Below are 19,047 nucleotides of genomic sequence, written 5' to 3'. Positions count from 1 at the left end.
CAAACACCGGGACTGCAGGACCATGACCGAATTCGACTACTACCTTGCCCAGTTCGTGGACATCCATGGCCGGCCCAAGGCGAAACTGGTGCCGGGCAGGCACAGGGAAATGATTTTTGGCGCGGGCGCTGGCTTTGCAGGTTTCGCCATCGCAGGCATGGGGCTGGGGCCCCATGGCCCGGAGTTCATGGCCGTTGGCGACCGCGATGCGATTCGCCCCGTTGCCTGGATGGCATCGACGGCCAGCGTCACCTGCGATGGCCATGTGGGGGGCAAGCCGCACGCGCTCGACCCCCGCGTGATTGCCAAGAAGGCCCTGGCCGATTTTCGCGCGGCGACCGGCCTGGAGTTCTTCTCGGGTCTGGAGCCGGAATTCTTTTTGCTCAAGCCGGGAGCCGCTGCCGGCAACTGGGTCGTGGCCACGGAATCGGAGGCGCTGGACAAGCCCTGCTACGACTTTCGCCACCTGTCTTCGGTGTCTGGCTTTCTCATGGAACTGCAGGCTGCACTCGATGGCGCCGGAATCGACGTCTACCAGATCGACCATGAAGACGCCAACGGCCAGTTCGAGATGAACTTCACCTACGCCGACGGCTTGCGCACGGCGGACAACCTGACGTACTTCAAGATGGCGGCGCAGGCACTTGCAAGAAAACACGGCATGCTGTGCTCCTTCATGCCCAAGCCATTTGCCGAGCGTTCGGGCAGCGGCTTGCACATGCACATGTCGGCCGGCAGGAAGATCGGCGACAACGCATTTGCCGACGCCCAGGACCCGCGGGGCCTGGAACTCTCGCCCATGGCGTATCACTTTCTGGGCGGCTTGGTGGCGCATGCGCAGGGACTCACTGCGATTGCGGCGCCCTGCGTGAATTCATACAAGCGTCTGGTCAAGCGCGGATCGCGCTCTGGCGCGACCTGGGCCCCGGTTAGCGTCGCTTACGGCGACAACAACCGCACGGCGTTCGTCCGCATTCCCGCAGGCCGGCTCGAGTTGCGCGTGCCGGACGCATCTTCCAACCCCTACTTGCTGACGGCCGCGGTCATCCACGCAGGCCTGGACGGCATCGCACGCGGGCTCAGTCCCGGCGAGCCCTGCAACGAGAACCTCTACCAGCTGAGCGCCACGGAACTCGGGCAAAAAGGCATCGAACGCCTACCCTCCTCGCTGCCCGAGGCGCTGGATGCGCTGGATGCCAGCGAAGTGCTGCGGCGGGGTCTGGGTGTGGCCTTCGTCGACGAATTTCTGAACCTCAAGCGGGCCGAGTGCGATGAACTCCTGATGCACATCCCGCCGGCGGAGTTCAACCGCTATGTCGATTTCTACTGAAGATGCCCATTTGCCGGCTTGCAGATTGGCTATCTCGCCTGTCTGCCAAAGGGGTTGCCATTGAAAGCGCTCCTTGTGGCCTACGGTGCTGGCCATATCGCGATGGTGCTGCCCGTGCTCAGGGCCTTGCGCGCGCAGGTGCCGGACGTGGAGGTGACATTGATGGCGCTGACGACGGCGCACGCTGCTGCCGTTGCTGCCGGTGAGACGCCATCGGGTTTTGCCGATTTCGTGCAGCTGGCCGATCCGGCATTTGCTGCCCATTGGGGGGCCCGTTTGGCCAAAGGCAATAACAACCCTGCAGTTGGCAGCGTAGAAACGGCTGCGTACTTGGGGGTCAATTTTTGGGACTTGGTCCAGCAACTCGGCATGGAGCCTGCGCAGGCGCGCTACGCGCAAAAAGGTCGTCGTGGCTTCTATCCTGTTCATTTCTTTCGGCGTCTGATCGAGCACCTGGGGCCCGATGTGGTGCTGGCGACCAATTCGCCGCGCAGCGAGCAAGCGGCCATCGACGCGGCGGTCGGGCTCGGCGTGCCGACATTGTCGATGTTGGACCTGTTCGCACTGCACAGTGATTCGTATCTCAAGCGCAAGATATACGCGGATCGCATGACCGTGCTGAGCCAGATCACGTGCGCCAATCTGGTGGCTGCGGGCGTTCCTGCGGACCGCATCGTGATCACTGGCAACCCGGCTTTTGACGAATGCATGGGCCGCACCGCCGAGGCTGCTGGCCGCCAATGGCGCGCCACCCACGGATGGGATGACTTGCGCGTGGTGCTGTGGGCGGGGCAGCGCGAACCTGATGGCGCCCCGGCACCCTGGGCGGGCGAGGGTTTGGGCGACATGGTGCAGGAGCAATTGCTCCGATGGATTGACGAACATCCCGGGGCGGGCTTGGTCGTACGCTACCACCCCAACGATTGGCACAGATTCACACCGCCGCGGCCGCACCCGCGTGTGCACTGGAGTCGCCCCGACCGGGAGGCGCTGTTGCCGGTGCTGGCCGCAGCGAATGACGTGCTCGTACAAACATCCACCGTCGGTCTGCAGGCGGCTATCGCGGGCAAGCGCGTGGTTTGTTTGCGCTTCTCGCCCAATGTGCAGGCCAGCACTGGTATGGACCTGTCGCGTTTGGGTCTGGGTGTGGGCGTGGACCGGCTGCAAGATTTGCCAACGTTGCTGGCGACGCCGCCGGCTAGCACGGGGACCCGATCCGGGCAGGCGGTGCTGGAGGCGACCGGCGGTGCAGCGCAGCGGGTGGTAGAGGTGGTGCTTGATCTTGTCGGTCAGCGCGCGCACGCCAAGGCGGTGCCATAGGCACATTCCAGAGTTACAGGTTCTGCTTGCACGCCATGTTGCCGGCATACCCGAGCCGAAAGAACAACTGGCCGTCGAAGGGGGAACTGGAGACAGCGCCGTTGGCGTAGTTCACCGACAGCCGCTCGGCCACGTGCAAACCCGCCCGCTGAACAGCCCTGCCATCTCCGCTGGCGTGAACAGGTGCCCGGATGAGGGCAACGACTGCTGGCCAATCTGCCACTGGTAGTGCACGTCCCCGCGTTTTTCATCGAATGCCAGGGCGTCGAGCAGGCGGCGCCTGAATATCCTGTGCAGCCGCCGACCGTCGCCCGAACCCAGGTCCAGCAGACGGATGCCGGGCTCGAGGCGATCGATCACCAGTTGATCGACGGCATCCAGGTAGTTGCGGTACCGGTTGCTGTACTGCGCGTACAACGGGGCCATGGCGTCGTAGGCCCGGAGTTGGTCCGACTGCGCTTGCGTCACCACGCCGTCCAGCCCCCGTCAATGAGCATGTGCTGGCCGGTGATGTAGGCGCCCTCGGGCGAGAGCAGCAGCGAGACCATGCCGGCGACGTCGTTCTCCGTGCCCATCCGGCCCAGCGGCGTGCGCTGCTTGTAACGTGCCATGAATTGCGGGTCCTGCATGCGTTCGATGCCGCCGGGCGAGACCATGTTCACGCGCACCTTCGGGGCCAGGGCCGTGGCCAGCCAGCGCGTGGTAGCCAGCAAGCCGCCCTTGCTGGCCGAATAGGCGGCCGGATTGCTCATGTCCGTTCCCTGGTACAGGCTCCAGTCCGGACCGACCGCGCTGTACATGGTGCCGATGTTGACGATGGAGGCATCGTCGGACCGTGCGAGCAGCGGGTGCAGCGTCTGCGCCAAGAAGAACGGCGCCAGCAGGTTGACGCGCAGCACCTTCAACCAGGCCTCGTAGCCTTCCTGCCCGAAGGGCACGCCCCAGCCGGGGGTATCGTCGTAGAAGGCGGCGTTGTTCACCAGGTAGTCCAGGCGGCCGAAGTCCGCTTCGATGCGCGCGCGGATGTGCGCGAAGGACTCGGGCTGCATCAGGTCGGCGTCGATGAAGCGGTGATCTCCGGGGTGCAGTGCCTGCAGTTCGGCCGCGAAGGCCTGGCCGGCCTGCAGGTTCTTGTCCAGTATGGCGATGCGCAGGCCGCGGCTGGCGAGTTTGCGGGCAATGGCGCGGCCGATATGGCCGGCGCCGCCGGTGATTGCGGCAACGGAGCGGATCGTCACGAAGATCTCTTTGCACAAGGTGGGTAGGGCTGGGTCAGCAGTAGCTGCGCCAAGTGGATGTCGTAGTGGCTGTCTATGTCCAGCGCGCGCTCGGGCGGAATGACGATATGGCCCACGCGCCCCTGCATCAGGCGGGTGCAGGACTGTATGTACGACGCGTTGCCGACGTACACGCAGGTCGTCACGTCGTACATGGCGGGCACCTCCTGTCGGCGCACGGCGGACGATCCGGGGATGGCGATCTGCAGCAAGCCCTGCGCGTCTATCGTCACCATGTTCAGGTACGGGTTGCGGTGCGCCGGGCTGACGCCGAACAGGATGTCGCAGGGGTGGCTGCGGAATTTGGCGATCGCGGCGTCCACGTCCTGCGCTGCCCGCAGCGGGGAGGTAGCCGGCAGCGAGATGAAAGGCTGGACTGCGGGGCCGCTGAACAACTGCGGGAAGCTGGCGATGGCGTGCCGCCAGGCCAGGAGTTCCGGCGTGCTGTCGTCGGCGAGCGCGGATGGACGTTCCAGGACATCCGCGCCATGCGCACGCGCCACTGCCGCAATCTGCGCATCGTCGGTCGACACCACGACGCGGGCAACGGACTGGCTGGCCAACGCGCTGGCGATGCCGTGGGCGATCAGCGGCTTGCCGGCGACCGGGTAGATGTTCTTGTTCTTCACGCCCTTGGAGCCGCCGCGCGCGAAGATGAAGGCCGTGGCGCTCATGGGTTCTGCGCGAATGTCACGGTCTGGCGCAGGCCCGTGTCGCTGGCCTGTTTGGCCAGATCGACCAAATGCAGCACCTTTTGCGCGCTGCCGACGTCGGCCCAACTGTCGAAGCCGCTCGTTCGAGGGTCCATCGGCCGGTAGTCCGCGAGGGCCTTGGAGAAGAAAAAATCGAACTGGCGCAGGTAGATGCCATTGCCGTCGGGCAGTTTCGGCGCCTCAATGCTGCGGCCCTGGGGGTTTGCCGGATCGATGAAGCGCAGTTCTTGCCGGATCAGGTCGGCCACCAGCGTGCCCTTGCTGCCGACGATCTGCAGCGCCATATGCGCCACGCGCTGCAGCAGGTCCAGTTGCAGGCTCAGGCGCTTGTCCGCGTATTCCAGCAGCAGATGGGCCGAGTCTTCCACGTCGATGTCCAGCGGGCTCAGCCGGGCACGGCTGCATTGCAGCGATTGCGGCCAGCCAAACAGCCAAGTGGCGTAGTCGATCTCGTGGCTGAGTTCGAGCAGCGCTCCGCCGCCGAGCTTGTCCTGGCCGCTTACGCCCTGGCGGTAGTCGCTGCCCGGGCGCCAGTCGGGCAGGTACTGACCGACCTCGGCGCGCGCCGTGTGCACTTGGCCGGGCAGGCCGTCGTGCAGCGCTTGCCGGATCGCCTGCAGAACCGGAAGAAAGCGCAGCACATAGCCCACCATGGTGAAGCCGGACGAGGCGCGGCACAGTGCCGGAAAGTCTCCCAGGTCCTGGCCACGCGCAGCCAGGGGCTTTTCCAGGAATACAGGCAGGTTGCGTTGCACGAACGGCCGCGCGTTCGCCACGTGCGCGCTGGCCGGCGATGAAACCAGGACGGCGTCCGGCATGAAATCGAGCGCCTGCTGCAGGCTGGTGGCGACTTCGTCGGCGCCTTCGGGAACACTGCCGTCAGCGGGCCGATGCTGGCGCCAGACGGCGATGCGCGCCCGGGGCAGCAGCGCGCGGGCGTTGCGCAGGTGGCGCCGGCCAATGCTGCCCAGGCTGATGCACAGGATTCTCGGGCTAGCCGCGCTCATGGAAGTCGGACCAGAGGATGGCTTCATCATGCCGTTTGTCGCGGCGCAGGGGCAGGCCCAGGATGGTCCCGATCTCGAAAGGCTCGACGGCACCGCGTATCCAGGGGCGCTTGACGCCCAGCATCGCTGCGCTGATCGCCGTGCCGGCTGCGATGGCCGGCGCGGCGCATACCACGCTCTTGCGGATCAGCGGGCGGTTGGCGATTTCCGCTGGCACCGGGCGCTTGACACCGTCGCCCAGGCAACTGCTGGCGTCACGCACGGCGGCTACGAAGGATCGGAGCTCGGGGATGTCGAGCGATGCCTGGTGGTCCGGGCCCGGCAGGTTCTTGTCGAGCGTGTAGTGCTTCTCCAGCATTGCCGCGCCCAGGCCCACGGCCACCACGGCCACCACCTGGCCGGGCGTGTGGTCGGAATAGCCGACCGGCACATGGAACGCCGCGCGCATGCTGCTCATCGCGCGCAAGTTGGCCTGCGCCACCGGGGCGGGGTATTCGGACAGGCAATGCATCAGTGCCAGTTCGCGTGGGCCGACGTCGGCGATCCATTCGATGGCGTTCGCCACCTCGCCCAGATAGCTGGCACCGGTGGACAGCAGCAGGCCGTCGAACTTGCGCGCCATATGCTGGAGCAGTGGCTTGTTGCTCACTTCCGGCGAAGGAATCTTGACCGTCTTGCAGCCGAGTTGATCGGCCAGAAAGTCCACGCTGCTGTGGTCGAAAGCCGTGCACAGAAAGCCCACGCCGCGCTGCTTGCAGTAGTCGAAGGCCTTGACCAGCCATTCGTCGGGCAGTTCGAGGTTGCGCGCCATCTGCAACTGGCCGGCGCCGGAGCCGGCCAGCTTCTGGTAGTCGGTAGTTGGCGCCTGCGCGGCAATCTCTTCGTCGGCTTTGAAGCGCTGGAGTTTGATCACGTCGAGCCCGGCAGCAATGCCTTCGTCGATCAGGCGAAAGAGCATGTCTTCCTGCCGATTGTGGTTGACGCCGATCTCGCCGATGACGATGCAGCGTTCGCCCGGCTGGAAATCGAACTGCCTTGATATGAAATCCATGTTGTCCCTCAAGGTCAGGGGCGCCAGAAAACGATCTTCCCGGTGCTGGGTGGGGAGCCCTGCAGTTGCTGCCACTGCGTTGCCACGGCATTGTATGCGAGGGGATCGACGATTCTTTTGCCGATATGGAAGATGGCCGTGCCGTTGGCATTGCTGCGCTTGAACAGCAGCAGCGCATCGTTCGGGTCCGTGGTCCGTCCGCCCGTCATGTTGAGAAACTCCACGCCGCTCTCCATCAACCCGCAGGACAGCGCAAAAAGGCTGAGGTTGCCAGCACCCGGTGGTGCGCATTCGTTCAGGCTCGCGCCCAGGTGGTACAGGCCCGATGCGCCATCGACAACGGCCATGGCCGCTGCGACCAGGCGCGCGCCAGCGAAGCTGCCAAACAGCCGCAGGCCCTGCGACCCCAGGGCTAGCAACTGTTGCCAATACGCGTCGTCATAGAGAAAGAATTCCAGTGCCTGCTTGCGCGCCATGGTGGCGTCGTACAAGGCACGGAACTGTGGCAGGTACTGCGGCAGGGGCAGTTCGCGCGCGACCAGCCCCGCCTGCCCGGCTTTGCGCAGCATGTTGCGGGTTTTTGCGCCCAGCGACTGCAGCAGCGCCGCGCGCGAGGTCGGCAGCCGGGATACCGCCAGCGTGCGGTTGGCCAGCACGCAGGACTGGGGGTGCGCAAGGCCCTGGTTGCCGTTGAACGGACTAAAGCGCACGAACTCGGCGATGACGCGCTGCCGTGCCGTGTACGCGTCAAAGGCCGTCCAGGCGTCTGCGATGAACCGGCTGTCGGCCGTGGTCGCAATCGGTCCGGTATAGCCGTAGACGCTGCTGACGTCGAAGTATGGGGTGGTCACGCTGCCCAGCACCACGGGGGTGAGCAGGAACGGATACAGGAAATGCTGGCCCGCGCACGAAAAATGCCATAGCAGCGGCCGGGAATGCGGGACGCGCAGCGCGTACGCCAGGTGGTACTGCGGCAGGTAGCTCGCGTCCAGCGCGCCCAGCGGCGCCAGCGCCTGGCGCCAAACGTCGGGTTCGCTCGCGGGGATCAGCTGTTGCATGGTTAGGCTGAGCGCTGCGCCAGCGGGTCCATGAAGCGCTTGGCCAACAATCGTCCCCGGTCCCAGGGGTGCTTGAAGCAATTCAGGATCAGCGCCAGGGTGTCGTGCTTCACGTAGGGGTTGTTGCCGTCCAGGCCCGTGCGCCAGTCCGGGTCCGTGGTCCGGGCGATGGCCGCCGCGATGGCCTGGGGATCCAGGTCGCAGTGCAGCACATTGCTGCCGTGGACTCGGCCCTGCTGCCGCGGGCCGACGTTGACCACCGGCAGGCGAAAGCTCGCGCTCTCCCACAGGCCGCTGGACGAGTTGCCGATCATGTACTGCGCCTGCGCCATGGCCGCGTAGTAGTGCCGTGTGCCCAGACTGTCGTACAGCCGGACGTTCGGGTGGGCTGCCGCATAAGCGCGGTACCGGGCCAGGAACAGCGCGCTCGCCGGGTCGGGGTTGGGCGCCGTGAGGACGACGGCGCAGGCGATGCCGTCGAGCGCCTGCAGGAAGACCTCGACCTGGCGCTCAGGCGGCGCGCTGTCGAACGATGTGGGGTGGAAGGTGGCGAGCACGAAGGGCTCGCCCGGTCTCAGGCCGAACCGGCCGTGGACGTCGGGCGCGATCCGGTCCTGGGCGGCCAGCGCCGTGAGCGCGGGCTCGCCGGTGGTGATCACGCGCCAGTCCTGCTCGCCCATGCGCAGCAGGCGTTCGCGGTGCTCGGGCAGCGCCACCAGGTGCAGGTGCGCAAGGGTGCTGAGGGCGTAGCGCGTCTGGTTGTCGGACGAGCCCTGCGTGATGTCGCCGCCGGAATGGTGGACGATGGGAATCTGCAGCATCGCGGCCGCGGACACCACCGCCAGCAGTTCCCAGCGGTCGCCGATGACGAACACATAGTCGGGGCGTTGCTCGGTGAGGATGGGCACGAACTGCGCCACCGCGCGCGCGTAGGCCGCGGCCAGTTCGGAGGGACTGTCGTCGGTCTCGTGCAGGAACCGGGCCACGGCGTGCAGCGGCAAACCATCCGCGCGGATCTGCTCGAGCGTGTTGCCGTAGCGCGCCATGGCGTGGCTGCCGCCGGCGATCAGGCGCAGGTCGATGGCCGGGTCGGCCAGCGCGGCCAACGCCGCCGGGCGCAGGCTCGCGTAGTCGGAGCGGCTGAGGGTGACGAAGCAGACCGAAGGCATCTTCAGCGGGGCCGGATGAACTGGCAGTGGAATTCCTCGATCTGCTGGTTCGCGGCGATGTCGCTGCGGAGGACCCGGTCGATGGCCGTGATCCCGAAAAATTCGCCAAACAGCGCGTCGATCTCCGCGCGGGTGAAGAAATGGGAGACGCCCATGCCGCGGCAGGGTCCTTCGGGGATCTCGTCAAAGGTTCCCGGCTCGAGCTGCCGACCCAGGCCATGGCCCGTGCAGTTCGTTCCCCACTGCTTGCTGTAGAACAGCGCGTTTGGTCTGAGGACGCGCGCGATTTCGGCCAGCGTCTGGCGGATTACGTGCGTGGTGTTGGCACACAGCGCGAAGATGTCGACGGCCACGTCAAAATGTCCATCGGGCCAGGGCAGGTGGGCGAAATGGCCCACCCGCAGGTCCGCTGCGGGGCTGGGGATGCCGGCGTTTTCACTGGCGAGCCGGGCGGTCGCGATGTCGATGGCGGTGGGTGAGACGTCGATGCCGTGCACCGCGAACCCTTCGCGATGCATGAACCAGAGGTTCGCGCCCGGTCCGCAGCCGACTTCCAGCACCTTCACCGCGCGCTTGTCCGCGGCGCGGAAATGGCGTCCCATGAAGCGGACCAGGTCTTCTGGCGGGTAGCGGCCCCAGCTGCGGCTGCGAAACTTCTCGTCCCAGTGGGCGGTGTAATCCGGTGCAGTCATCATGCGTTGGCGAGATCCCGGACCCTGAGCGAGTCCAGGTAGATGTCGCGGCGAAAAAACGGCTTGACGTCGCGAAAGATGAGCGCACGCATGCGGCGCCCGACCTCGGTCTCAAACTCGCGGAGTTTCTCATCGTACCCGAGTTTGGCCACCTTGAACGTGCAGGGCAAGCGCAGCACGGCATGGTCAGCCAATTCGGCGTCGGGGCTGACGATGCCCAGCGCCTTGCATTCCTGCCAGATTGCGTGGTGGGCTTGGCCGGGGTTGTTCCAGCGCTCGGAGTCGATGGGGGTCGGGCATTCGCAGGTGACGAAGCTATTCCCGTCGGCGTCGATTTGGCCGCTGTAGATGCCGGCGCAGGCCGTGCGGTAGGTCTTGCCCTCGGGGTCGAAGTTCTGCAGGTAGGTGAAGTCCTTGATGTGCTCGGCTCTCGTGATCAGCGTGGCAAACAGCATCGGCGTGTTCGAGACCAGGTCGCGCGTGTCGAAGTCAAAACCAAGCAGGCAGGCCAACGCCTGCGTGTTGTCGTTGGTCCAAATGATCTTGTTGGCGTCGATGGTGTGAGCCCCGGTTTTCAGGCGAACCTTGTCGCCACTGCTTTCGATGGATTCGATGTTCTGACCCAGACACATGGTGACCCCGCGATCCTCCAGCCACTTGCGGGCGCGGACACACCAGCCGCGCATGGCTTCACCGGTGTCGGGATAGATGGAAACGAGGTCGTCGACTTTGCCCAGCGCCTGGCGGCGCGCAGCGAGTACCGCATCGAGGAAGGGGTCACTCGCCTTGAGTGCGAGCATCAGCGGATCGTCCAGATGCTTCAAGCGTCCCAGCGAGGTTTTGGAGATGGCATCCGGCTGGACCAGCCTGGCATCGATGTGGTAGATCGACTGGAAGATGCCAGCAAATATGCCACCAGCGGTCGCGCCATAACGGGCCTCGAAAAGCCCGCGCAGATTGCGGGGTACCGGAGCACCACCCTTGCCGGCGTCGGCGGCAAGCAGTTTCAGTTCTGCCGTGATGCGGGTCCTGGTGTCGTCCGGCAGGGATGACAGATCGGGCAGTGAAAAGCCTTCTGTGAGTTGGCCGTTGAAGGCGCTGACCGAGACGGAGTCGATGGCGCGCACACGCCCGTCCATGATTTCCGTGACGTTATCGACCAACTCCTGGGGTATCCTGTCGAGCATGTGGACGCCCTTGTCCACCGAGAAGTCCCGGACCTTGCCCGAACAGGATATGCCGCCGAAGAACGGCTCACGGTCGACCATATAGATCTTGGCCCCAGGTTCCTTAATCAACTGCAGGGCGTCGCAAAAGCCCCGGAAACCGGCACCGACGACAACGTAAACCTTGCCCATAAATGAAATCCTCCCACGTAACAGCCCCCCGCTAGGGCTGGGTATTGATACCCAATACTTCGACGGATCAGCCCTAAACTGAAGTTCCCCTACCCTTGAGCCGAGTTGTCAATCCCATCAACGACTTACGATGGTTTGGCAGTCGGGGTTTCTGACTACAACCGGATGGTTTTGAACAGTTCCACCACGCGCTGTTGGCAAGCGTTGGCGGTGGTCAACACGTCGAAGTTGGGCGCGTCTTGGCCTGCCTGTGGTGTGCGGCAGGTGTTGCGCACCAGGGTGGCCAACTCGGCCATCAGCGTGTGGAAATTGTGCACGGGTTGCCCGTTGTCGAGCGTTTTGCTTTGGCCCAAGTTTGTTAACTTTTCGCTGATTTTCCCTCTCCGAATCGCGTAAGTCATTGATATCAATATGTTTTTTCTCGACAGCAAAACGTAGTGTCATAATTTTGTAACATTAGGACCTGCCCCAAGCGCATTGACGAACTGTTGCAGGCTCTCGCGCTTGCGCGCGCAGGATGGCGAGCGCCTCATTGCGGTAGGCCATCAGGCGCTCGCCGGGGTAGTCCGGTGAACTGATCTCCAGCAGATTGCGTTCATCGAACAGCCCATCTGCAACTGCCCTTGCTCGACCAGGGTGTGGATCGAAACGCTCTTGAGAGCCGTGATCCACGCGATGCCGTCGTCGTTGCGCATCTCGGAAATCGCCTTGCTGGAGATCATGCCCCGGTCGCCGATCATGATCACCTGATTGAGGCCAAAGCGCTGACGCACCTGCTGCACCGGAAGCGGTCGCCCGGGGTGAAAGGGTGGGGAACTTCAGCCCGGGTCTGTAAAGTTGCGCTTGGCACGCTCGAGATCATCGTGGCGACCCACGTCAACCCATTCATCCTCCAGCACGAAGACACCGATTGCATGGTGCGCGTTGATCAGGGAGCGCAGCAGGTCCGGCATGTCCAGCACCTGATCCTTCGGGATGCGTGCCAGTACCTGCGGTGACAGCACGTAGATGCCCGCGCTGATGAGGTTGTCATAAACGGGTTTCTCGACGATGCCCTGCAGGCAGCCGGCGTGCATTTCGATCACGCCGTAAGGTACTTCCACGCGGTGCGCGCGGGCGCATACCGTGGCGCTGCGTCCGCCTGCGGCGTGAAAGTCCACCAAATGGCCGAAATCGATTCCCGACAAGATGTCCCCGTTGGTGACGACCAGCGGGTGCGTGTCGCCCGGAGGCAGCAAGGACAGGGCGCCGGCCGTGCCCAGAAAGTCCTTTTCGCGGACATAGCGGATGCGGCAGCCGAAGGCCGTACCGTCGCCGAAATAGTCCTCGATCACATGGCCCAGGTAATTGATCGCGAAGCTGAATTCCCGAAAACCGTAATGCCTGAGGCGCAGCAATATCCATTCAAGAATCGGCTTGCCGCCCAGCTGCACCATGGGTTTGGGCAGGTCCTGCGTGATCGGCAGCAGCCGCTTGCCCTTGCCACCGGCCATGACCACCACGTGGTTCGGCCGCTCGCCATGCTGCAGACCGAGCAGCAGGTCGTGCACGGCGATGCCGGTCACCAGGCCCTCGGGGGTGACCAGCGGCACCTGCTTGATCTCCAGCACCTGCATGGCGTGCAATATTTTCTGGCGCGACGAGTGGGCCGGAAGCACATAGGGCTGTCGGTGCATGATCTGGCTGACCGGTGTTTCCAGGCTGTGCCCATGCAGCAGGCCGCGGCGCACGTCGCCGTCGACCACGCAGCCGCTGAGTTTGCCTTGGGCGTTCACGACCAGCGCGATCTTGGCCTGCGCCTGGTCGAGGATCTGCAGGGCCTGCAAGACCGGGGCCTGCTCCGGCAGCATGTTGCGTGTGGCGTCGAGCAGCATGGCAGGCTAGGCGGGCAGCAGCGGCAGACCCAGGCGCACGCTCGACGGCAGGCTGATGATGCGCTGCGCCAGCGATTCGGTGCGCGGCAGCGGGCTGCGGGGATGGTGGTGGTACATGGGCAGCAGGTGCAGTGGTTGCCACACGGGTCGGCATTGCAGGCCGGCGCCGTGCAAGGCCTGCAGCGTGGTGTCGAGCCAGCCGGGGTCGGCGTTCTCGGCCAGCAGCGTCACCAGCCAGTAATTGCTCTCGGTACCGGGCGGCGACGGCAGGATGCGCAGTCCGCTCAGGCCGGTGAAGGCCCGCGCGTAGGCCGCAGCCAGCGCCCGCTTGGCAGCCAGGAAGCGGGGGGCCTGTTCGAGCTGCGCGCAGCCCAGCGCAGCGTTGAGGTTGGGCATGCGGTAGTTGTAGCCGACCTCATCGTGCAAAAAGGCCCAGGCATGGGGTTGCTTGGCCGCAGTCGTCAAATGTTTCAGGCGCAGGTACAGGTCCTCGTCGTTGGTCGTGACGCCGCCGCCGCCGCCGGTGGTAATGATCTTGTTGCCGTTGAAGCTGAAGACGGCGGTGTGCCGGCCGCCGACGGGGCGTCCGTCCACGGTGGAGCCGAGCGCCTCGGTCGCGTCTTCGATCAGTTGCAGCCCCCATTCCTGGGCGATCGCGGCCAGTTCCTCGAGCCGGCACGGGTGGCCGAAGACATGCACGGGCATCAGCGCACGGATCCGTCGGCCCGTCAGCCGGTTCACCGTGTGGCCGCTTTGGCGCAGGGCGACGCCTTCCAGATGGCTGCGAAGGGCCACCGGGTCGACGCCCAGCGCGCTTTCTTCGACATCGACGAAATGCGGCACCGCGCCGGCGTGCACCACTGCGTTCGCGGTGGCCACGAAGGTCAGCGCGGGGACCAGCACCTCGTCGCCGGCCTGCACGCCCGAGACCATCAATGCCGCGTGCATGGCGCAGGTGCCATTCACCATGACCACTGCGTGCTGCGCGCCGCAGAACGCGGCCAGGTCGTTTTCGAAGCGGTTGACGAAGGAGCCGACCGAGGACACCCAGCCCGCGTCGATGCAGGATGTGACGTAGGCATTTTCATGGCCGACGAACAGCGGCTCATGCAGCGCAACCGGGCGTGGTGCATTGCCGAGCACCGCCGTGATGGCGGCGATGATCTCAGACGACGTAGCGCTGTGCGTCATGGTAGTGGCTGCGGTTGTGCGGGTTGGCGAACCATTCCAGACTGCGGGTCAGGCCCTGCCTGAGGCCATCCCGGCCGGCCAGGGTGCTTTGCCAGCCGAGCAGCGCACGGGCCTTTGCCGGGTCGCAGACCAGCCGCTCGACCTCGCTTGCGGCGGGGCGCAAGCGGGCCGGTTCGGTTTCAACTGCCAAGGGTTTGCCGGTGATCTCGGCGATCAGCCGGACCGCGTCGCCGATGGATACCTCGTGCCCGCTGCCAAGCTGGATGACCTCGCCCACAGCCTTGTCGCTGTCCAGGATGGCGAGCAGGCCGGCGACGGTGTCGGTCACGAAATTGAAGTCGCGCGTCGGCGACAAGGCCCCCAGGCGCAGCGCAGGCGCGGCGCTCAGGGCTTGCAGCATGATGGTGGGCAGGACTGCGCGCAGGCTCTGGCGCGGGCCATAGGTGTTGAACGGCCGCGCGGTCGCCACCGGTGTGCCGAAGGCGCAGTAGTAGCTGTGGGCCATCTGGTCGGCGCCGATCTTGCTGGCCGCGTAGGGCGATTGGGCGGCGAGTGGATGGGTTTCTGCGATGGGTACGATCCGGGCGCTGCCGTAGACCTCCGAGGTCGAGGTGTGCACCACCTTCCCGACGCCCAAGTCGCGCGCTGCCTGCAGCACATGCAAGGTTCCGGTGACGTTGGTGTCCACATAGGACGCGGGCGCCTGGTACGAGTAGGGAATGGCGACCAAGGCCGCCAAGTGCATGACGGCGTCGCAACCGCGCATCGCCTCGCGCACCGACAATGCGTCGCGGACGTCGCCCATGACCAGGTCGATCTTGCTGCGCGTGGCGTCGGGCAGCGTATCGAGCCAGCCGTAGTGACCGAATGCGTTGTACCAGGCCATGGCGCGGACGTGGCGCCCCTGTGCCACCAAGGCTTCGACGAGGTGCGAGCCTATGAACCCCTCAGCGCCTGTGATCAGGATGTTCTGGAACGGTGGCATCAGGACAAATAGTTTGCTTTTGGGCGGGTACTATACAAGCCCGCGTCCTTCCGGAGGCCGTTTTGGCTGGCATTCGAATCATTCCCCGACTCGACATCAAGGGGCCCAAGCTCATCAAGGGTATCCATCTCGAAGGCCTGCGGGTCGTCGGCGATCCCCATGCGTTCGCCCTTGACTATTACGGCCAGGGAGCCGACGAGCTGGTCTTCATGGACATCGTGGCCAGTTTGTACCAACGCAACAACTTGGCCGATATCATCCAGCGGGCTGCCGACCAGATATACGTGCCCATCACGGTGGGCGGTGGTATCCGCTCACTGGAGGACGTACGCACCATGCTGCATTCCGGCGCCGACAAGGTGGCCATCAACACCGCGGCCGTGGCCCGGCCCGCGCTGATCACCGAGGTTGCGCAGCGCTTCGGCTCTCAGTGCATGGTGCTGTCCGTCGAAGCCAAGCGCAAATCCGGGGGTGGCTGGGAGGCTTTCGTCGACAACGGCCGCGAGCATACGGGGCTGGACGTCGTCGAGTGGGTCGAACGAGCAGTGGCCCTGGGGGCTGGCGAGATCATGTTGACCTCAGTCGATCAGGAGGGCACGCGCAGAGGCTTCGACGTGGACTTGGTGCGCACCGTGGCTGGCTGCGTCAGGGTGCCCATCATTGCCAGCGGCGGTTATGGCTGCCCCTCGGACCTGAAACAGGCGGCCGACGCCGGTGCCTGCGGTTTGGCGATCGCGGATGCGCTGCATTGGAGGCGCGCGGGTGTTGCCGAGTTGAAGGCCCACGCGCGAGCTGCTGGCCTGGAGGTGCGCCTGTGAGCGGTCTGGCGGTCACCGTCATGGATTACGGAATCGGTAATCTGCTCAACGTAGTCCGTGCCTTGCAGCACTGTGGTGCCAGCGTCAGGGTGGTGGAGTGCGCCACCGCGGTGCCAGCGCTGCCCGAGCGTCTCGTGCTCCCGGGCGTCGGCGCTTTCATGGGCGGCATGGCGGAGATGCGCCAGCGCGGGTTCGACGACCTGGTGCGGCGTTTTGGCGCCACGGGCCGACCCTTTCTGGGTATTTGCGCAGGGGTCCAGATGCTGTTTGACGTCGGGGAGGAGTTCGGCGAGCATCCCGGGCTGGGTCTGATTCCAGGCCGTGTGAAGCCCGTTGCCGAAGCCACGCCGGCCGGTGGCTCGCATCGCATCCCGCATATCGGTTGGAGTGCCCTGGGCCGTTCGGCGGCCCGACCGACCTGGGCGCATTCGCCGCTGGCACAAATGCCCGAGGGGGAGAGCGTGTACTTCGTGCATTCCTTCGCCCCTGTTCCTGCGAACGAGGCGCATCGCCTGGCCGATACCTTCTACGACGGCGTGCGCATCTGTGCGGCGGTCGGCAGGGACAACATCTGGGGCTGTCAGTTTCATCCGGAGCGCAGCGGTGAACACGGCCTTGGCGTGCTGCGGTCTTTCCTGGCCCTGTGAGGGGGGCCCATGCAATTGCCGCGCCCGGCCCTGGTGCTCTTCATCGCTGACTTGGCGTTGGCGCTGGCGGCTTGGTGGCTGGCTTTCTGGCTGCGTTTCAATCTGGACGTTCCCGAGGAATTTGTCCAACTGGCCCAGGCGAGCAGTTCCTGGTGTGTGTTCGCTTACGGGGCCGGTTTCGCGTTCGCCCGGGTTTACCGCCAAGTCTGGATCTATACCGGTCTGCCCGAACTGCGCCAATTGGTCGTCGGCATTGCCCTGGGCGGCATACTGACTGCGGCGGGTATCTTGATGCTCAGGCTGCCGGCGTTTCCGCGCTCGGTCCTGCTGTTGCAACCGCTGATCGCCTTGGTGCTGATGGGCGCTGCCAGGGCGGTTTTGCGCACGCTGGACGAACGGCGCCTGGTGCTCAAGCATGGCAAGCCGGTGCTGATTCTTGGCATGTTGCAGGAGGCATCGGACGCGCTGCGGGCCCTCAAGGGATCGGCGCAATGGCAGCCGGTGGGCATTTTGTCGCCGCAGCCCGCCGAGGTGGGCCGGTCGTTGCAGAGCGTGCGGGTCTGGGGGACGCCGGCCGAGACCGCGCGCATTGCGCAGTCGCTGGCGGTACAGGCCTTGCTCGTGGCCAGCCCGCCGGGCGCCCCGGGCCGGCGCGAGATGCTGCTGCAGGCCGCCGACGCCGGACTGGCGCTGCTGACGCTGCCACGGCCGGACGAATGGCTCAAGGGCGACGGCGTCGCCGTGCCGCGCAGGCTGGAATTGGAGGACCTGCTCGGCCGTGACCCCGTGCAACTGGACGTGGCCAGCCTGTCGGGCTTGCTGTCGGGACAAACCGTGCTGGTAACGGGCGCTGGCGGATCCATAGGCTCCGAGCTGTGCCGTCAGGTTGCGCGCTTCGGTGTGCGGCGGCTGGTGTGCGCCGACATCTCCGAATTTTCCATCTACCAGTTGGAGCAGGAACTGCGCGCGGCCCACCCGCAGATGCAGGGCATGTACTACACCGCGAACGTGCGCGAGCCCGAGCGCCTGCTGGCCATCGCAAACAAGCACCGCCCGGCCGTGGTTTTTCATGCCGCTGCGTACAAGCATGTGCCCTTGATGGAGGAGCTCAACGAGATCGAGGCGCTGCGCACCAACGTGGCCGGCACCTGGCACGCGGCGCGTGCAGCGGGGGTTTGCGGGGCCGGGCGTTTCGTGATGATCTCCACCGACAAGGCGGTGAACCCGACGAACGTGATGGGGGCCAGCAAGCGGCTGGCCGAGTTGATGGTGCAAAGCGCTGCGCAGGGGTTCCCGGGCACGCACTATGTCTCGGTGCGCTTTGGCAATGTGCTGGGTTCGAGCGGCTCGGTGGTGCCGCTGTTTACCCGGCAGATTGCCGCCGGGGGACCGGTCACCGTGACGCATCCGGACATCGTGCGCTACTTCATGACGATTGCGGAAGCCGCGCAGCTGGTACTGCAAGCCGGCTCGATGGGGCGTTCGGGGCAGATCTTCGTGCTCGACATGGGCGAGCCGGTGAAGATCATCGAGTTGGCCCGGATGATGATCCGGCTGTCCGGAAAAACCGAGTTGGAAATCCCGATCAGCTACACGGGTCTGAGGCCCGGCGAGAAATTGTTCGAGGAACTGCTGGCGAATGACGAGACCAGTGTGGCAACGCCGCATCCCAAGCTCAGGATCGCCAAGACCTCGCGGCAGGCGCTAACGGACGCCAAGGCGGTGCTGCAATGGATCGCCGATGCTGATCCTGAACCAGAGGACCGGGCCCTGCGTGCGTGGCTCAGGACGCTGGTGCCGGAATACGTGCTTCGATGACATGGGGCTGCGCGACAAGGACACTACCCGGCAATCCCCGCCCGCTCCAGCATATCCCCCACCAGTTCCAGCCGTACCAGCGGATTGTCCAGCGCCATCAGCCTTTGCCTGAGCGCCAGCGGCACCGGCAGCAGCTCGCACCAGCGGTTCGCCACCCAGCCGCAGTCGTCGAGCTGGGCCGCAGTGGGGTGGATCGCGGCGGGGCGCTCCGGGTCGCGTTGCGCCAATGCGCGCAGCGCCAGGGCCAGGGTGGTGGCGACCCGGCTCAGGTCTTCGGGAACGGGCAGCGTCCGGTCCGGGTCGATGTGCTCGACGTCGGCAATCCACAGGCCCCGGGGCAGTTGCTCGCGCCGGGTGATGCGAAAGCGCTGGGCGCCACGGCATAGCAGGGTGATCAGCCCGGGCTGCGGGTTGTCGATCTGCTCGATCAGCGCCAGGCTTCCGACGTCGTGGAAGCGCTCCTCGGGGGCCCCGGCCGAGCGCACTTCCCGGCCCTCGGTGAGCGCGACCACGCCGAACGGCGCGCCTGCCCGATGGCATTTGCGCACCATGTCGAGGTAGCGCAACTCGAACACGCGCAGCGCGAGTCGGCCGTCCGGGAACAGCACGCACTCCAGCGGAAAAAGAGGCAGGGACGACAGGGTGAGGATTTGCGTCATGGAGGGGGTGGGGCCTGGGCCCGGTATCATCCCACGACGCTGTTTAGTTTTCGCTGCGGGGCAGCCTCGTTTTGCGCTCA

The 19,047-nt window shown here is 65.4% G+C and carries 19 protein-coding genes and 1 pseudogene; 5 read left to right on the top strand and 15 right to left on the bottom strand.

Annotated features, from left to right (window positions below; genetic code table 11):
• The first annotated feature begins 22 nt into the window (after positions 1 to 22).
• A complete protein-coding gene (glnT, locus tag D5041_RS17520) occupies positions 23 to 1,330 on the top strand; it encodes a type III glutamate--ammonia ligase (RefSeq protein ID WP_010106021.1) in 1,308 nt (435 codons plus the stop codon).
• 105 nt (positions 1,331 to 1,435) lie between these two features.
• Positions 1,436 to 2,650 carry a UDP-glycosyltransferase gene (locus D5041_RS17515; RefSeq protein WP_265285350.1) on the top strand — a complete coding sequence of 405 codons (1,215 nt, stop codon included), beginning with the start codon at positions 1,436 to 1,438 and terminating at the stop codon, positions 2,648 to 2,650.
• A gap of 111 nt (positions 2,651 to 2,761) precedes the next feature.
• Here D5041_RS17515 and D5041_RS17510 read toward each other — a convergent pair whose 3' ends face one another.
• The 14 genes and pseudogenes from D5041_RS17510 to D5041_RS17445 all read right to left on the bottom strand — a co-directional run bounded on the left by D5041_RS17510 (position 2,762) and on the right by D5041_RS17445 (position 15,025).
• Positions 2,762 to 3,118: a hypothetical protein gene (locus tag D5041_RS17510; RefSeq protein ID WP_265285349.1), complete on the bottom strand. Its 357-nt coding sequence runs from the start codon at positions 3,116 to 3,118 to the stop codon at positions 2,762 to 2,764.
• 11 nt (positions 3,119 to 3,129) lie between these two features.
• Positions 3,130 to 3,888: pseudogene (locus D5041_RS17505) on the bottom strand (SDR family NAD(P)-dependent oxidoreductase); the annotation flags it as partial.
• Positions 3,885 to 4,601 carry an acylneuraminate cytidylyltransferase family protein gene (locus D5041_RS17500; protein WP_265258826.1) on the bottom strand — a complete coding sequence of 239 codons (717 nt, stop codon included), beginning with the start codon at positions 4,599 to 4,601 and terminating at the stop codon, positions 3,885 to 3,887. The gene D5041_RS17500 and the pseudogene D5041_RS17505, both read right to left, overlap by 4 nt.
• Positions 4,598 to 5,647, bottom strand: a complete 1,050-nt coding sequence (locus D5041_RS17495; protein WP_265285348.1) for a Gfo/Idh/MocA family protein — start codon at positions 5,645 to 5,647, stop codon at positions 4,598 to 4,600. Before D5041_RS17495 ends, D5041_RS17500 begins: the two co-directional genes overlap by 4 nt.
• Positions 5,634 to 6,698 (bottom strand): N-acetylneuraminate synthase family protein, encoded by a 1,065-nt coding sequence (locus tag D5041_RS17490; protein ID WP_265285347.1) that lies wholly within the window; start codon positions 6,696 to 6,698, stop codon positions 5,634 to 5,636. Before D5041_RS17490 ends, D5041_RS17495 begins: the two co-directional genes overlap by 14 nt.
• Positions 6,699 to 6,712: 14 nt before the next feature.
• The gene (locus tag D5041_RS17485; RefSeq protein ID WP_265285346.1) at positions 6,713 to 7,756 is read right to left on the bottom strand and encodes a GNAT family N-acetyltransferase; all 1,044 of its coding nucleotides are present in this window, start codon (positions 7,754 to 7,756) and stop codon (positions 6,713 to 6,715) included.
• Between the two features lie 2 nt (positions 7,757 to 7,758).
• Complete coding sequence (neuC, locus tag D5041_RS17480; RefSeq protein WP_265285345.1) at positions 7,759 to 8,925, bottom strand: UDP-N-acetylglucosamine 2-epimerase; 1,167 nt, start codon at positions 8,923 to 8,925, stop codon at positions 7,759 to 7,761.
• Positions 8,926 to 8,927: 2 nt separating this feature from the next.
• Positions 8,928 to 9,620 (bottom strand): class I SAM-dependent methyltransferase, encoded by a 693-nt coding sequence (locus D5041_RS17475; protein ID WP_265285344.1) that lies wholly within the window; start codon positions 9,618 to 9,620, stop codon positions 8,928 to 8,930.
• Entirely contained in the window at positions 9,617 to 10,975 is a 1,359-nt protein-coding gene (locus D5041_RS17470) for a hypothetical protein (RefSeq protein ID WP_265285343.1), read from the bottom strand. Before D5041_RS17470 ends, D5041_RS17475 begins: the two co-directional genes overlap by 4 nt.
• Positions 10,976 to 11,130: 155 nt before the next feature.
• A complete protein-coding gene (locus D5041_RS17465; RefSeq protein WP_265285342.1) occupies positions 11,131 to 11,328 on the bottom strand; it encodes a hypothetical protein in 198 nt (65 codons plus the stop codon).
• 192 nt (positions 11,329 to 11,520) lie between these two features.
• Positions 11,521 to 11,748: a hypothetical protein gene (locus D5041_RS17460; protein ID WP_265285341.1), complete on the bottom strand. Its 228-nt coding sequence runs from the start codon at positions 11,746 to 11,748 to the stop codon at positions 11,521 to 11,523.
• Positions 11,749 to 11,793: 45 nt separating this feature from the next.
• The gene (locus tag D5041_RS17455; RefSeq protein ID WP_265285340.1) at positions 11,794 to 12,849 is read right to left on the bottom strand and encodes a nucleotidyltransferase family protein; all 1,056 of its coding nucleotides are present in this window, start codon (positions 12,847 to 12,849) and stop codon (positions 11,794 to 11,796) included.
• Positions 12,850 to 12,855: 6 nt separating this feature from the next.
• Positions 12,856 to 14,040 (bottom strand): LegC family aminotransferase, encoded by a 1,185-nt coding sequence (locus D5041_RS17450; RefSeq protein ID WP_010106047.1) that lies wholly within the window; start codon positions 14,038 to 14,040, stop codon positions 12,856 to 12,858.
• Entirely contained in the window at positions 14,015 to 15,025 is a 1,011-nt protein-coding gene (locus D5041_RS17445; protein WP_010106049.1) for an NAD-dependent 4,6-dehydratase LegB, read from the bottom strand. The genes D5041_RS17450 and D5041_RS17445 overlap by 26 nt, the downstream gene beginning before the upstream one ends.
• 62 nt (positions 15,026 to 15,087) lie before the next feature.
• Here D5041_RS17445 and hisF point away from each other — a divergent pair, with 62 nt between their 5' ends.
• From hisF to D5041_RS17430, 3 genes are read left to right on the top strand one after another with little or no spacing between them, the layout of a single operon-like run.
• On the top strand, positions 15,088 to 15,843 hold the full coding sequence (gene hisF, locus D5041_RS17440; RefSeq protein WP_010106051.1) for an imidazole glycerol phosphate synthase subunit HisF: 756 nt from the start codon (positions 15,088 to 15,090) through the stop codon (positions 15,841 to 15,843).
• Positions 15,840 to 16,490, top strand: a complete 651-nt coding sequence (hisH, locus tag D5041_RS17435) for an imidazole glycerol phosphate synthase subunit HisH (RefSeq protein WP_010106053.1) — start codon at positions 15,840 to 15,842, stop codon at positions 16,488 to 16,490. Before hisF ends, hisH begins: the two co-directional genes overlap by 4 nt.
• 9 nt (positions 16,491 to 16,499) lie before the next feature.
• A complete protein-coding gene (locus D5041_RS17430) occupies positions 16,500 to 18,308 on the top strand; it encodes a polysaccharide biosynthesis protein (RefSeq protein ID WP_265280889.1) in 1,809 nt (602 codons plus the stop codon).
• Between the two features lie 23 nt (positions 18,309 to 18,331).
• On the opposite strand, the gene D5041_RS17425 is transcribed toward D5041_RS17430, so the two are convergent.
• Positions 18,332 to 18,967: an LON peptidase substrate-binding domain-containing protein gene (locus D5041_RS17425; protein ID WP_265258817.1), complete on the bottom strand. Its 636-nt coding sequence runs from the start codon at positions 18,965 to 18,967 to the stop codon at positions 18,332 to 18,334.
• Positions 18,968 to 19,047 lie beyond the last annotated feature (80 nt).

This window comes from Verminephrobacter aporrectodeae subsp. tuberculatae, from assembly GCF_026127385.1.
GTDB classification, from domain to species: Bacteria; Pseudomonadota; Gammaproteobacteria; order Burkholderiales; family Burkholderiaceae_C; genus Acidovorax; species Acidovorax aporrectodeae.
Note: the sequence above shows the minus strand (reverse complement) of the source record. Positions and strands in the feature narration are given on the sequence as shown.